12 protein-coding genes are annotated in these 13,614 nt (G+C 72.6%); 6 read left to right on the top strand and 6 right to left on the bottom strand.

Features of this window, described 5'->3' with window-relative positions; genetic code table 11:
- Window positions 1-29 precede the first annotated feature (29 nt).
- The 6 genes from FDM97_RS01525 (at window position 30) to FDM97_RS01550 (ending at window position 7,343) form a co-directional block, all read left to right on the top strand.
- A complete protein-coding gene (locus FDM97_RS01525; protein ID WP_254705455.1) occupies window positions 30-431 on the top strand; it encodes a hypothetical protein in 402 nt (133 codons plus the stop codon).
- Window positions 428-2,518: a tetratricopeptide repeat protein gene (locus FDM97_RS01530; protein WP_137988470.1), complete on the top strand. Its 2,091-nt coding sequence runs from the start codon at window positions 428-430 to the stop codon at window positions 2,516-2,518. The genes FDM97_RS01525 and FDM97_RS01530 overlap by 4 nt, the downstream gene beginning before the upstream one ends.
- A 104-nt stretch (window positions 2,519-2,622) precedes the next feature.
- Window positions 2,623-3,894 (top strand): aspartate kinase, encoded by a 1,272-nt coding sequence (locus tag FDM97_RS01535; protein WP_137988471.1) that lies wholly within the window; start codon window positions 2,623-2,625, stop codon window positions 3,892-3,894.
- A gap of 30 nt (window positions 3,895-3,924) precedes the next feature.
- On the top strand, window positions 3,925-5,016 hold the full coding sequence (locus FDM97_RS01540; RefSeq protein WP_137988472.1) for an aspartate-semialdehyde dehydrogenase: 1,092 nt from the start codon (window positions 3,925-3,927) through the stop codon (window positions 5,014-5,016).
- 312 nt (window positions 5,017-5,328) lie between these two features.
- Window positions 5,329-6,051, top strand: coding sequence for a SigE family RNA polymerase sigma factor (locus tag FDM97_RS01545; protein ID WP_137988473.1), 723 nt, complete (start codon window positions 5,329-5,331; stop codon window positions 6,049-6,051).
- Window positions 6,048-7,343, top strand: coding sequence for a hypothetical protein (locus FDM97_RS01550; RefSeq protein ID WP_254705456.1), 1,296 nt, complete (start codon window positions 6,048-6,050; stop codon window positions 7,341-7,343). Before FDM97_RS01545 ends, FDM97_RS01550 begins: the two co-directional genes overlap by 4 nt.
- An 88-nt stretch (window positions 7,344-7,431) precedes the next feature.
- Here FDM97_RS01550 and FDM97_RS01555 read toward each other — a convergent pair whose 3' ends face one another.
- The 6 genes from FDM97_RS01555 to FDM97_RS01580 form a co-directional block, all read right to left on the bottom strand.
- Window positions 7,432-8,172, bottom strand: a complete 741-nt coding sequence (locus tag FDM97_RS01555) for an SURF1 family protein (RefSeq protein ID WP_137988474.1) — start codon at window positions 8,170-8,172, stop codon at window positions 7,432-7,434.
- A gap of 22 nt (window positions 8,173-8,194) precedes the next feature.
- The gene (locus FDM97_RS01560) at window positions 8,195-10,018 is read right to left on the bottom strand and encodes a S9 family peptidase (protein ID WP_137988475.1); all 1,824 of its coding nucleotides are present in this window, start codon (window positions 10,016-10,018) and stop codon (window positions 8,195-8,197) included.
- Window positions 10,019-10,473: 455 nt separating this feature from the next.
- Complete coding sequence (locus FDM97_RS01565; protein WP_137988476.1) at window positions 10,474-10,695, bottom strand: hypothetical protein; 222 nt, start codon at window positions 10,693-10,695, stop codon at window positions 10,474-10,476.
- 512 nt (window positions 10,696-11,207) lie between these two features.
- Entirely contained in the window at window positions 11,208-12,296 is a 1,089-nt protein-coding gene (locus FDM97_RS01570; protein WP_175439003.1) for a serine/threonine-protein kinase, read from the bottom strand.
- Between the two features lie 150 nt (window positions 12,297-12,446).
- Complete coding sequence (locus FDM97_RS01575; protein ID WP_137988478.1) at window positions 12,447-13,142, bottom strand: ester cyclase; 696 nt, start codon at window positions 13,140-13,142, stop codon at window positions 12,447-12,449.
- A 77-nt stretch (window positions 13,143-13,219) separates the two neighbouring features.
- Window positions 13,220-13,612, bottom strand: a complete 393-nt coding sequence (locus tag FDM97_RS01580; protein ID WP_137988479.1) for a nuclear transport factor 2 family protein — start codon at window positions 13,610-13,612, stop codon at window positions 13,220-13,222.
- Window positions 13,613-13,614: the final 2 nt, after the last annotated feature.

Here is a 13,614-nt window from a genome sequence, read left to right on the forward strand (position 1 = left end):
GGTGACGGCCGCCCTGCCATGATGTGGTCATGACGGGGCAAGGACGTGCGAAGGCGTTGCTGTGGACCGGCGTCGGCGTCGGGGCGGTCGGAGTCGTGGCGCTCGTCGTCGTGGCCGTCGCCGACCTCGGGAAGGCCGATCAGATCGCGAGCGTGGTCGGGGCGGTACTGGCCGCCGCGGGCCTGGGGCTCTCGCTCTGGTCGCGAGGCGGGGGTGGTGTGAGTGCCTCCGGGGAGCGGTCCGTGGCCGCCGGCGGGAACATCGGGTCCGTGGCCACGGGGAACGGCGCCCAGGCCGGTCCCGCGCCCACGATGCCCGCCGGTGGGACACCGGCCGCCGGGACACTGGCCGCCGGGCCCGTCACCGCGTCCGGGGACCGGTCCGTCGCCGCCGGTGGGGACATCGGGAGCGTGTCGACGGGCGACGCGTGAGCGGCGGCGTCGAAGCCTCCGGGGACCGGTCCGTCGCGGCCGGCGGGAACATCGGGTGGGTCAGCACCGGGGACCACGTCACCCGGGTCGAGCGGGCGACCCTGCTGCCGCCGGAGGCCCTGGCCTCGGCCGCGTACCCGGGCAGACTGGTGAACGTGCCCCGGCGCCACGCGCACTTCGTCGGCAGGCGGCGCGAAATCGCGCTCCTCGACGAGGAGTTCGACGTCCTGGTCGTCTGCGGGCTCGGCGGTGTCGGCAAGTCCACGCTCGCCGCGCGCTGGGTGTCGGGAGAGATCGAGGACCACGACCTCGTCTGGTGGATCAACGCCGAGAACCGGTCCGAACTCGACGCCGGCCTCGCCGGCCTCGCCGCCGCCATGCAGCCCGCCCTCATCGACGTACTGCCCCAAGAGGCGCTGCGCGAGCGGGCGTTGCAGTGGCTGTCCGGCAACGACAGATGGCTGCTCGTCCTCGACGACGTCTCCGAACCCGCCGACGTCGGGGCGCTGCTCGCCCGCGTCGCCCGCGCCGGCCATGTCGGCCACGTCCCCCGCGCCGGCCACGTCCCCCGCGCCGGCCACGTCGGCCGTGTCGGCCACGGGAAGATCCTGATCACCACCCGGCAGGCCGGCGGCTGGTACGGGATCGCGAGGGTTCTCACGCTGGACGTGCCGGACCGGAGCGAGTCCGTCGAGATGTTCACCCGGATCCTCACCCACACCGGTCCGCGCGACACCTCCGGGACGTACGCCCTGTGCGCGACGCTGGGTCAGCTGCCGCTCGCGGTGGCGCAGGCGGCCGCGTACTGCGCCGAGACCCGGACGTCGCCTGCCGAGTACCTGGAGCAACTCGCTCAGTATCCCGGGGAGTTGTACGAGATCCCCGTCGAGGGCGGCGTCGACGGCGGGCAGGCCGTCGCCTGGACCTGGCGGCTGACCCTGGACAGGCTCGCGGTGGCCGACCCGCTGACCGGGACGATCCTGCGGGTCCTCGCCTGGTGGGGGCCGGAACGGATTCCGCGCGCGCTGCTGGAGCGGCTCGCCCCGCCGCTGTCCGTGCGGCGCGCGGTCGGGCGGCTGGCGGCGCACAGCATGGTGACGCTGCACGAGGACGGGGCCGTCTCCGTGCACCGGCTGGTCCAGGCCGTGGCGCGTACGCCGGACGCGAGCGATCCGCACCGGCGGGCGGAGGACATCGACGCGGCGCGGCTCCTCGCCGAGGAGGCGCTGGGCCTGGCCGCGCCGGCGGACAGCGCGGAGGCGGGGGAATGGGCCGCCTGGCGGATCCTGTTCCCGCACATCGAGGCGTACGTCCAGCACACCGACGCGGCGGCGGACACCGCGCGCACGGCGGCGCTGATGGACCGGGCGGCCCGGTGCATGCTGGGCGCCGGTGACACGCTGCGGGCGGCGGACTGGTTCGAGCGGGTCGTGGCCTGCCGGGAGCAGGTCCTCGGAGCGGACGACGTACGGACCCTCGGCAGCCGTGAGGGCATCGCCGAGTGCTGGGCCCGTGAGGGGCACCTGGGGGAGTCGTACCGCCTCCAGGAGTGGATCGTGGCCGATCTGGAACGCGTCCTGGGCGAGGACAGGGCCGAGACCCACCTGGCACGGGGACGCCTCGCGATCACGCTGCGCCACATGGGGGACATGGACGGCGCGGTCGCCCTCCTGGAGGGCGCGCTCGCCGGGCTGGAGCGGCTGCTCGGGCCCGCCCACCGCGACACCCTGCGGGTGCGGAACAACCTGGGCGTCGCCTACCAGGACGCGCGGCGGTTCGCCGACGCCATCGCCCTGCACGAGCGGACGCTGGCCGAACGCCGGGAGCTGCTCGGCGCCGCCCATCCCGAGACGCTCACCTCCCGGCTCAACCTGGCGCGGCTGTACGAGGCCGTGGGGGAGGCGGAGCGGGCGGTGGCGGAGTTCGACGCGGTGGTGGACGACAGCGTCCGGTTCCTGGGGGAGGACCACCCCTTCACCACGCACCTGGGGCATGTGAGCCCGCCCACACCTCCGCGTACCTCGGCCGGTCCCGGGCAGGGACCCCGTCCCGGGCGGCCCGGCCCGCCGGACGTGATCGCACCCTGAGCGGGACATCTCAGGATGTGATATACGGTCGGCGATTCCGGGCCGCTCGTTAGACTGAGCCGACCGCAGTGATGACTGCGGCAGAGACCGAGCGAGGAGCGCACGTGGGCCTTGTCGTGCAGAAGTACGGAGGCTCCTCCGTTGCCGATGCCGAGGGCATCAAGCGCGTCGCCAAGCGGATCGTGGACGCCAAGAAGAACGGCCACCAGGTGGTCGTCGTGGTTTCCGCGATGGGCGACACGACGGACGAGTTGATCGATCTCGCCGAGCAGGTATCCCCGATCCCTGCCGGGCGTGAGTTCGACATGCTGCTGACCGCCGGAGAGCGGATCTCCATGGCCCTGCTGGCCATGGCGATCAAAAACCTGGGCCACGAGGCCCAGTCGTTCACGGGCAGTCAGGCAGGCGTCATCACCGACTCGGTCCACAACAAAGCGCGCATCATCGATGTCACGCCGGGCCGGATCCGTACCGCCCTCGACGAGGGCAACATCGCCATCGTCGCCGGCTTCCAGGGCGTGTCCCAGGACAAGAAGGACATCACCACGCTGGGGCGTGGCGGGTCCGACACCACGGCCGTGGCGCTGGCCGCCGCACTGGACGCCGAGGTCTGCGAGATCTACACCGACGTCGACGGTGTGTTCACGGCCGACCCGCGCGTGGTGAAGAAGGCGAAGAAGATCGACTGGATCTCCTTCGAGGACATGCTGGAGCTCGCCGCCTCCGGCTCCAAGGTGCTGCTGCACCGGTGCGTCGAGTACGCACGCCGTTACAACATCCCGATCCACGTCCGCTCGTCCTTCTCGGGGCTGCGGGGCACGTGGGTCAGCAACGAGCCGCAAGGGGACCGCAAGGTGGAGCAGGCCATCATCTCGGGCGTCGCCCACGACACCTCCGAGGCGAAGATCACCGTCGTCGGCGTGCCGGACAAGCCGGGCGAGGCCGCGGCCATCTTCCGTGCCGTCGCGGACGCCGAGATCAACATCGACATGATCGTGCAGAACGTGTCCGCGGCCTCCACCGGCCTGACGGACATCTCCTTCACCCTTCCCAAGGCCGAGGGCCGCAAGGCCATGGACGCCCTGGACAAGGCGAAGGCCGCGATCGGCTTCGACTCGCTGCGCTACGACGACCAGATCGGCAAGATCTCCCTGGTCGGCGCCGGTATGAAGACGAACCCGGGCGTCACCGCCGACTTCTTCCGGGCGCTGTCGGACGCGGGCGTGAACATCGAGCTGATCTCGACCTCCGAGATCCGGATCTCGGTCGTCACCCGCGAGGACGATGTGAACGAGGCCGTGCGCGCCGTCCACACCGCCTTCGGACTCGACAGCGACTCGGACGAGGCCGTCGTCTACGGCGGCACCGGCCGGTGACGTCCCGATGAGTCGCCCGACGAGTCACCGATGAGTTGCAAGCCGACGCTCGCGGTCGTGGGAGCGACCGGAGCCGTCGGTGCGGTGATGCTCCAGCTTCTGTCGCAGCACGCCGACGTCTGGGGCGAGATCCGGCTCGTCGCCTCCCCGCGTTCGGCCGGCCGCAAGCTGGCCGTGCGCGGGGTGGAGAGCGAGGTCCTCGCGCTGAGCGAGGACGCACTGGAGGGCGTCGACCTCGCCGTCTTCCTCGCGCCCGAGGAGGTGGCGGCGCAGTGGGCGCCGATCGCCGCCGCCAAGGGCGCGGTCGTCGTGGACACCTCGGTGGCGTTCCGGATGGATCCGGACGTGCCGCTGGTGGTCCCGGAGATCAATCCCCACGCCGTACGGGTACGGCCCCGGGGCATCGTCGCGAGCCCCGGCTGCTCCACGCTGGCGCTGATCGTCGCCGTGGGCGCCCTGCACGCCGAGTTCGGGGTCGCCGAGCTGGTGGTGACCGCGCAGCAGGCCGCGAGCGGGGGCGGGCAGGCGGGTGTCGCCGCCCTGCGCGAGCAGCTGTCGCTGGTGGCCGGGACCGAGCTCGGCAACCATCCCGGAGACGTACGGCGGGCCGTCGGCGACGACACCGGGCCCTTCCCCGGGCCGGTCGCGCTCAACGTCCTGCCCTGGTCGGGCGCTCCGCGGGAGGACGGCTGGTCCTCGGAGGAGCTGCGCCTTCGCGAGGAGACCCGCAAGATCCTCGGCCTTCCCGGGCTGCCGGTCGCCGCGACCTGTGTACGGGTGCCGGTCGTGACCGCGCACTCCGTCTCCGTGCACGCGCGGTTCGAGCGGCCCGTGAGCGTCGCGCGGGCGCACGAGATCCTGGCGACCTCGCCGGGTGTGGTCCTCTACGACGACCCGGCCGCGGGCGACTTCCCCACGCCCGCCGACGTCGTGGGCACGGACCCCGTCTGGGTGGGGCGGGTGCGCAGGTCCATGGACGACGAGCGGGCGCTGGAGTTCTTCGTCTGCGGCGACAACCTGCGCAAGGGCGCGGCGCTGAACGCCGTACAGATCGCCGAGTCGGTCATTCGCCCGGAGCGTCCTATGGGGGCCGACCATCCGGACGGTCGCGAGCGCACCTGACCGTCCGGGAGCGTCCGGAAATCGACGTCGGAACACCGCTCACCTTTGTAGGATCTGTGAACGCCTTGTGAGCAATTCGGCGCCAGATGCCCCTTGAACTGGGGTGATTCCTGTTCGACGATGCTTTTCTCTCCTTACTGCAACCGGTGGTTGGGCGGGAGGCGTCTCTGCGTGCGCTCTTTCGGTGTGTCGCAAAACGTGCTGAGAAACGGGCATGGGGGGAGAACGAGTGCGTATGAGGGCAATTGGTGCACCGAATAAATCGGTGGCGTACTCGTACAACCCTGACGGGGGGAAGCGTGTCCAACAGGCGTGGCAGAGGTACTCGACATCCCAGCGGTGGTCCCGCTCCGCGGCACGCCAGTCATCCCCGTCCGGGGCACGATCGGTGTTCCCGTGCGCGGCACGGTCGCGCGTCCGCTCCGGCGACCGCGTCCGGCCGGCGGCATGCCGGTGATCGCTCCCGTGCCCACGAGAAGCCGGGCGGTCGGGGTGACCGGCATCCCCTCGCCGCGCGAGAGCACTGAAGGCGTCGTGACCTCGGGCACGAGCGTCGATCACCTCACCGAGACCTACCGGGCCCACTACCGCTCGCTGCTCGGTCTCGCCGCGCTGCTCCTCGACGACACGGCCTCCTGCGAGGACGTGGTCCAGGAGGCGTTCATCCGCGTCCACTCCGCGCGCAAGCGGGTCCGGGACCCGGAGAAGACGCTGGCCTATCTGCGCCAGACCGTCGTCAACCTGTCGCGTTCCGCGCTGCGCCGCCGCATCCTCGGGCTCAAGCTGCTCTCGAAGCCGATGCCGGACATGGCGAGCGCGGAGGAGGGCGCGTACGACCAGCTGGAGCGGGACGCGCTCATCAAGGCGATGCGCGGGCTGCAGCGGCGCCAGCGCGAGGTGCTGGTCCTGCGGTACTTCGCGGACATGACGGAGGCACAGGTCGCCGAGACCCTCGGCATATCCCTGGGGTCGGTGAAGGCGTACGGCTCGCGTGGCATCGCGGCGCTGCGCGTCGCGATGGAGGCGACGGCATGAGCTCCGACGGCATGAACCCCGAGGGCATGAACCCCGACGGCATGAACCCTGAGGCCAAGAGCCCCGACGGTATGGGGTCCGGCGAGGCGAACAGCGGCGAGGCGAAGAACCGCGAGGCGAAGAACCGCGAGGCGAAGAACCGCGAGGCGGACAGCGGCGGTACGAGCGGACTGCCCGACGGTGACCGCGACGACATGGGACACGGGATTGTGAACGACGGGCCGGACAACGAGCGGGCCGACGGCCACGACGACCTCTTCGGCGGTGACGAACTGGCACTGCGGCGGCTGCTCCACGGCGCCGTGGCCGACCTCCAGCCCGCCGACGGCACCCTCGAGCACCTGCGCCGTGCCGTGCCCGCGCGGCGCACCCGCAAGCGCCAGGCCGTCGTCGGTTTCGCCGCGGCAGCCGTGCTCATCGGCACGGCCGTGCCCGCCTTCGTGCACGTCGCCACCTCCGGCGGTATCACCGCCGACCAGGCCGTGAACGCCGGCCACGGCGAGCAGGCCCAGGGCGGCACCGGCTCCGAGACCGGCGTCGAGGGCGGCGGGAAGGGCGACGGCACGCCGAGCGGCACCGCTCCGAGCCAGGGGGCCACGGGCGGGGGCGACGCCGACGCATCCGCGAACGGCGGCGCGGGCACCGGCTCGAAGCCGGCGGGGGGCTCCTCACCGGCCTGCGAGGCCGGCCAGCTGGCCGTCAGCTCGGTGCGGGCGGGCGGGCCCGACGCCGAGGGGAAGGTCTACGGCACCTTCCGCATCGCCAACGTCTCCGGCAAGGAGTGCCTGGTGAGCGGCGACGGCAGCGTCGGCTTCCAGGCGCTCGGGGCGGCGGATCCGTCCAGGATCTCGGTCGTCGCGCACACGGCCGGGGACGCGGCGAGCGGACTGCCCGACCCCTCGCAGGAGTCGCCCCGGCTGGTCCTCCAGCCGGACAACGCGTACGAGGTGAGGTTCGCCTGGGTCCCCGCGGCGACCTGTCCCACCACGGGCACCTCGCCGAACCCCGATCCGACCCCGAACCCCGATCCGACCCCGAGCCCGAACCCGGACCCGAGCCCCAGTCCGACGAAGGACGGCGAGGGTACGTCGACGGGGACCACGGGTTCGACCGGCAACGGCGGTGACACGACCGACGGCACGGTGCCCCAGCTCGTGATGGACGGGACGCCGGCGGACGGCAGCGTCGCGGTCAGCCACACGGCCGAGGCGGGCGCCCCCCAGGCGACCACCACGATCCCCAACGCCTGCGCGGGCACCATCTACCGCACCGGGGTCCTGGACGCGTCCTGAGGCGTCACAAGGCGTCACACGGCGTCCCAGGGCGTCCCCACGGCGTCCTGGGCACCACGGCCCGCCCGTGAGAGGGCGGGCCCGCGTGTCAGAGGCCCAGGGCCTCGTCCCGCTGGGCCTCCACCTCGCGGCGCAGGAGGCGGAACCACATGAAGAGCACGAAGCCCGCGAAGACGAACCACTCCGCCGTGTAGCCGAGGTTCTGGAACGCCTTCAGATCCAGGGACGTGCCCGCCGCGGCGGTCGCCGGGACCGGGGTCAGTCCGGCGGGGGAGTCCGTGACCGTGACCCAGGCGTCGTAGACCTCGTCGGGGACCACGTTCACCAGGGACCCCGCGCTGATCATGCCGAGCTGCCCCTCCGGGAGGCCGCCCGCCGCGTGGACGCCCTTGGTCCCCGCGTTCTCGGAGGCCTGGAGGGCGCCGACCACGGTGACCTCGCCGGCCGGCGGGGCCGGTGCCTTCGCCCCGGCCGGCAGCCAGCCCCGTACCACCGGCAGGGACTTGCCGCCGTCCGTCTTCAGCATCGTCAGGACGTAGCTGCCGCGGCGGCCGTCCAGCTCGCGGTCCGGCACCAGGAACTGCTCTCCGTACCGGCCGCTCGCCTGCGCGTGCCGGCCCGAGGTCTCCTTGTCCACCGGCAGGAGCTCATCCAGCGGCTCGGTCCTCAGCGTGCCCGGGTCCGGGGCCCGCTCCGCCTCCCGGTGGGAGTCGACGCGGTCCTCGAACTTGCCCATCTGCCACGTCCCCATGAACAGGCAGAACGGGATCGCCAGCAGGACGAAGACGTTGATCCCCCACCAGCGGGGCGTTTTCAGGAACCGGTACACCCCTCCACGGTACGCAGCCGCCTCACCCCCCGACCGGCCGGGTCCCCAGGTGACGCGCGGCGAAGGCCAGCTCCAGGCGGACCTGCTTGATCCGCTCCTCCACCACCAGGGAGCCGTGCCCCGCGTCGTACCGGTACACCTCGTGGACCGCGCCCCGGGCGGCGAGCCGGTCCACATAGTTGTCGATCTGGCGGATCGGGCAGCGCGGGTCGTTGACGCCCGCCGAGATGTAGACCGGCGCCGTGACCTTGTCGACGTACGTCAGCGGCGACGAGACCTCGAACCGGTCCGGCACCTCCTCCGGCGAGCCGCCGAAGAGCGTCCGGTCCAGCGCCTTCAGGGCCTCCATCTCGTCCTCGTACGCCGTCACGTAGTCCGCGACCGGGACGGCGGCCAGCCCCACCGACCAGGCGTCGGGCTGCGTGCCGAGCCCGAGCAGCGTCAGATAGCCGCCCCACGAGCCGCCCGACAGGACCAGCTTCGCCGGGTCGGCGAGACCGGAGGCCACGGCCCACTCACGCACCGCGGCCACGTCCTCCAGCTCGATCAGGCCGACCCGGTGCTTGAGCGCGTCCGTCCACTCCCGGCCGTAGCCGGTAGAACCGCGGTAGTTGACCCGGACCACCGCGTAGCCGTGGTCGAGCCAGGCCGCCGGGCCCGAGGCGAACGCGTCGCTGTCGTGCCAGGCCGGTCCGCCGTGCACCTCGAAGATCGTGGGGAACGGCCCCTCGCCCTCCGCGGGCCGCTGCACGAGGGCGTGGATACGGCCGCCGGGCCCCTCCACCCACACGTCCTCCACCGGCACCGAACCGGGCGCCCGCAGGCCCGGCGGGTCGAGGACGACCCCGCCCGCCGTCGAACGCACCACCGGCGGCTGGGCGGCCGAGGACCACAGGTACTCCACGCTGCCGTCCGGGCGGGCCGTGGCGTCGGACACCGACCCGGCCGGGGTCTCCACCCGCACCAGCGCGCCCGTCGCGATGTCGTACCGCCACAGCTCGCTGCGCGCCTCGAAGCTGTGCACGATCAGCAGGCCCGTGCCGTCCGCGTACCACTCCGCCGACACGTCGCCCGGCAGCTCGAGGCGCAGATCGGTCTCCTCGCCCGTCGCCACGTCCCACAGCAGCGGCTCCCAGCGGCCCCTCCGCTGGTGGCCGACGAGCAGCCGGGTGTCACCGTCCACGGGGGCGAAGCCCAGCACCGCCAGGCCCAGCTCCTCCGTGCCGCCCTTGGAGTCGTCCAGCTCGGCCACCACCGAGGCGTCCGCCGCCCGCAGCACCCGCAGGGCCGAGTGCATGGCGTCGCCGTGCTCGGTGTGTTCGATCGCGATCAGCGTGGAGTCGTGCGAGAGGTCGCCGACCCCGGCGGACTCCCGGTGCCGGTAGATCTCGACCGGGGCCGCCCCGTCCCGTACGAGATGGATCGTCGAGCCCTCCTCGTCCGTCGAGCAGCCGACGACCAGCGTGCCGTCCCGCCCGATCGCGAGCCCCGCCGGGTACGAGGGCGCGAGCCCGGGCACCGCGGGCTCGTCCGCGCCGCCGTCGAACGGCTGGCGCATCCACACCCCGAACTCGTCCCCGTCCTTGTCCGAGAACCACCAGATCCACCGGCCGTCCGGGGACAGCGTGCCGTCCGTCGTCCCGTTCGGCCGGTCCGTGACCTGCCGCTGTCCGCCGCTCGCCCGGTCCCAGGCGTACAGCTCGTACGTCCCCGTCGCGTTGGACACGAACAGCGAACGGTCGGGCGCCTCCTCGGCCCACTCGGGCAGGGACACACGGGCGGCCCGGAACCGCTGCTCCCAGGCGGGAATGTCGGTGATCTTGTTGTCATCGGTCATGGCCCCCATGATGCTCCGGTCCGCCGACAATCCGTTCCCGTCGTCCGCAGCCTGTGGATAACTTCCCGGGCGCGCGCTCCTTTGGGACGGGGTACCGGGGGCGCTACCGCCCCGCGGGCCAGATGTCCGGGCGGACGTGGTGGACGCGGCGGCCGTCGGGGCCCAGGACCTGCGCGCCCAGCTTGTGGATGCGCAGGGCCGGCGCCGGCGCCGTTCTGCGCCCCGGCCCGGGAGCGCGGCGACCGGGCGCTGCGCGGCGCGCTGATGGACCCGGAGCTGCGCCGGGCGTACGAGGAGGGGGCGCGGCGCGGGCTGTACGCGCTGGCGCACGAGGCCGAGCAGCAGGCGGGTTAGGCGCGACCCTGCTGCTGCTGTTCGCGAGCGGGCGGGGGCGGGAGGTGTACGCGTCGCTCACCGCGCGCGTGGCCCGGGCGAGAAGCTGCCCGAGTCGCACGCGATGGCGGTCAACCCCGGGGTCTGTCGGACGCCGATCCTGCTCGGCGTGCCTGCGTGGGTGATCCGTCGACCGTCTTCGAGAGGCGGCTGCGGACGACGGCGGTGCCGATGGCGCCCGCGAGCGCGGCGGCGCCGAGGCCCAGGGCGAGGGCGGACGGGCCGGAGTCGGCGACGACTTCGGCGGGGACGGCGGTCGCCGCCTCGACGGCGGCTGTCTGGAGGGGGTGCATGTCCCCAGGGGAACGGACCGCGGTCCGGCGGGCCACCCGGCGGACCCCGATCGGGTCAGGCACCCGCCCCGATCGGTGGGCCGGCCGGCCTCAGTGACGGCGGTCGGGAGCGCCGAGCCGCGCTTCGAGGCCGTCGCGGATGGCCTCGACCCCGAACTCGGACTTCTCGCCGGCCAGGCGGGGCCCTTGCCCCGGGGGGACCTGGGCGGTGGCGGGACCGTGGCCTCGGTCGCGTCGACGAGCAGGGTGCCGGTCACGGACGTGAAGGCGGAGTTCACGGCCCAGTCGAGCTCCCGGCCCTGGAAGCGGGCCATGCCGGGGCCGTGGACGAAGTACGAGCTGATGGCCGGGACGAGCCAGGGGTGGCGCATGCCCAGCGCCTACGTGTCGTGCACCAGCGCGCGTGCGGCGGCGCGCCGGCCGACCTCGGCGGGGTCGTGGAGCGCGAGCTCGCTCCCCACCCGGTCGGCCGCGAGCACGACGAGGCCTGCGCATGCTCAGGCCCTCGATGCCTAGGACAGCCAGGCCATGCCGATGAGCAGGAATACCACGAAGGCGATGCCGCCGGCGACGGCGGCCGTCTTCCTGGGGCGGCGCCGGGAGAGGGCCGCGAGCCCGCTCTCGCTCCGGCGCGCCTGACGCCGGGGCGGGGGCGGGGGCGGGGACTGGGGCGCGCGCGACGGCCGGGATTGCGGACGCGGCTGGGCTGCCTGGGGACGCGGCTGGCGGTGAGGCCGGGCGTGCGGCTGCGGCTGGGGCTGGGCCTGCGGCTGCGGCTTCGGCTGCGGGTGGCCGCGCCAGGCACCGGAGGCGAACCAGTCCGCGATCGCCTGCGCGGGAGGCCGCTGCTCCGGCTCCTTCGCCAGCAGCATGAGGAGGTACGCCTCGAACGCGGCGGGCAGCCCCACCCCGAGCTGCCGGGGCGGAGCGGGCGGGGTGTCGATGTGCTGGTAGAGCAGCGATGTGGCGGTGTCGCCCTGGAACGGAGGCCGCCCCGTCAGCAGTTGGTACAGCACGCAGCCGAGCGAGTACACGTCGGAGGCCGGCGACGCGGGCCGGCCGAGAGCCCGCTCGGGGGCGAGGTAGAGGCCCGTGCCGACGATCTGCCCGGTCGTGGTGAGCCCGGCCGAGGGATCGTCGACGAACCGGGCGATCCCGAAGTCCGCGAGCTTCACCGTCCCGTCCGCGTCGCGCAGCAGGTTCCCGGGCTTGATGTCCCGGTGCACCACACCCTCCCGGTGCGCGGCGGCGAGCCCCGCGGCGGCATGGGCGGCCACCACGGCGACCTGGTCCGGGGGAAGCACCGGCGGCGACCCCGGGTCACCGGCGAGGCTGGCCCCGTCGACCAACTCCATGACGAGGAACAGCTTTCCGTCCCACGTCCCGAAGTCGAAGACGCCCACGACATGCGGATGACTCAGCCGCGCCGCGGTCTGCGCCTCCAGCCGGAACCGCTCGGCCGCCGAGGGGTCGGTGCCGTGACCCAGCATCAACTTCACGGCCACGGCACGCCCGAGCACCTCGTCGGTGGCCTGCCACACCTCGCCCATGCCGCCACGGCCGACACATATGTGGAGCCGATATCGGTCCGCGACCAGCACCTGAGACCCAGCCTTTCGACGATCGGTCAACCCGAGGAGAAGCACGCGTCGCCGTACTCCGCCGTCCGGCATCCGATGCCGTTCAAGAGTAGAGCCGCTGGATCCACTCCCCGGCCACGACCTCCGGCCATCGAGGCGCCTGACGGTCGATCAGGCCTCTATCGCGCCGAGCTGTTGCATCAGACCGAGGTCGTCGAAGTTCCACCAGCTCTCCGCGAGCTTGCCGCCCTTGCAGCGGAAGGTCGCGTGCCCGGTTCCCGAGACCTCCCGGCCGGTGGCCTCCATGCCCTGGTACGCACCGACGTGACGCCCCTTGAAGGACAGCCGCGCGCACACCATGTCGCCCTCGGCCACCATGCCCTCGATGGTCGCCATCGGCTCGAACGCCTCCAGGATCTCCCGGTTCTCGATCTTGGCCTGCGCGAGCCCCATGTCGTACGACGACAGGGACGGGTCGTGCTCCCGGTAGTCGTCGGTACACATCGCGTCCACGGCGTCGATGTTCCTCGCGTTGACCACGTCCTCGAAGAAGCTCCGGACCACGATCTTGTTGAGCTGCTCGTCCCGCATGACGTCGAGGTCCGTGAACGACGGCTCCCCGTCGCACAGGGCCACCATCTCCCGGAAGATCCGGTCGGTCTCCGGCAGGTGCGAGTTCTTCATCGCCTCCTCGTACGAGGGGAACTCCACGATCTCCACCACGTGCGTGGAGTCGGCGCGGTCCCGCCCCACGATCGAGTGGGTGGCCGTCCGCTTGCCCTGAGTCGCCTCGACCCAGGCGTCCATCAAGTGGTTCAACTCATCGGCCCTGCTCGTCTTGCAGTCGATGACCTGCACGAATGTCATGACGTCTCCCATCGATCGGAGGACTCGGGACATTTTCAGGCTATGCCCGGTTCAGGGTGTGTGCCCTGTCGGTCGTCTCAGGGCGCGCCGACGGCACGGGTGAGCTGTTCGGCTCGTCGCAGCAGGCCGTCGGGGGTGAACTCCGCGAACATGTGGACCCGCGTGGTGACCGGCCCGCCCTTGCGCATCCGGGCGTGGATCGTGAACCGGGCCGCGATCCGGTGGCCGGCGGCGAGCGCCTCATGCACCTCGAAGCGGAAGGCGATCAGGTTCCTGCGTACGGGACGGAGATGGGCGACGAGCCGGTCCCAGTCGAGCCGGACGCCGTCGGCGATCTGGACGACGTCACGGGTGTAGTACCTGGCCATCAGCTCGGCGGGGTCCTCCTCGCCGCGGACGACGGCCTCGGTGAAGGTGGTGAAGAAGTCGGTGACGAACCGCTCGGGCGGCTTCGCTTCGAGAGGCTTCATGA

Source organism: Streptomyces vilmorinianum (genome assembly GCF_005517195.1).
GTDB classification, from domain to species: Bacteria; Actinomycetota; Actinomycetes; order Streptomycetales; family Streptomycetaceae; genus Streptomyces; species Streptomyces vilmorinianum.

Bases quoted from the DNA above. Each gene is read 5' to 3' on its own strand.
- FDM97_RS01525 (WP_254705455.1), top strand. From the start codon at position 30: ATGACGGGGCAAGGACGTGCGAAGGCGTTGCTGTGGACCGGCGTCGGC.
- FDM97_RS01540 (WP_137988472.1), top strand. From the start codon at position 3,925: ATGAGTTGCAAGCCGACGCTCGCGGTCGTGGGAGCGACCGGAGCCGTC.
- FDM97_RS01550 (WP_254705456.1), top strand. From the start codon at position 6,048: ATGAGCTCCGACGGCATGAACCCCGAGGGCATGAACCCCGACGGCATG.
- FDM97_RS01560 (WP_137988475.1), bottom strand. From the start codon at position 10,018: ATGGGGGCCATGACCGATGACAACAAGATCACCGACATTCCCGCCTGG.
- FDM97_RS01565 (WP_137988476.1), bottom strand. From the start codon at position 10,695: ATGCACCCCCTCCAGACAGCCGCCGTCGAGGCGGCGACCGCCGTCCCC.
- FDM97_RS01575 (WP_137988478.1), bottom strand. From the start codon at position 13,142: ATGACATTCGTGCAGGTCATCGACTGCAAGACGAGCAGGGCCGATGAG.
- FDM97_RS01580 (WP_137988479.1), bottom strand. From the start codon at position 13,612: ATGAAGCCTCTCGAAGCGAAGCCGCCCGAGCGGTTCGTCACCGACTTC.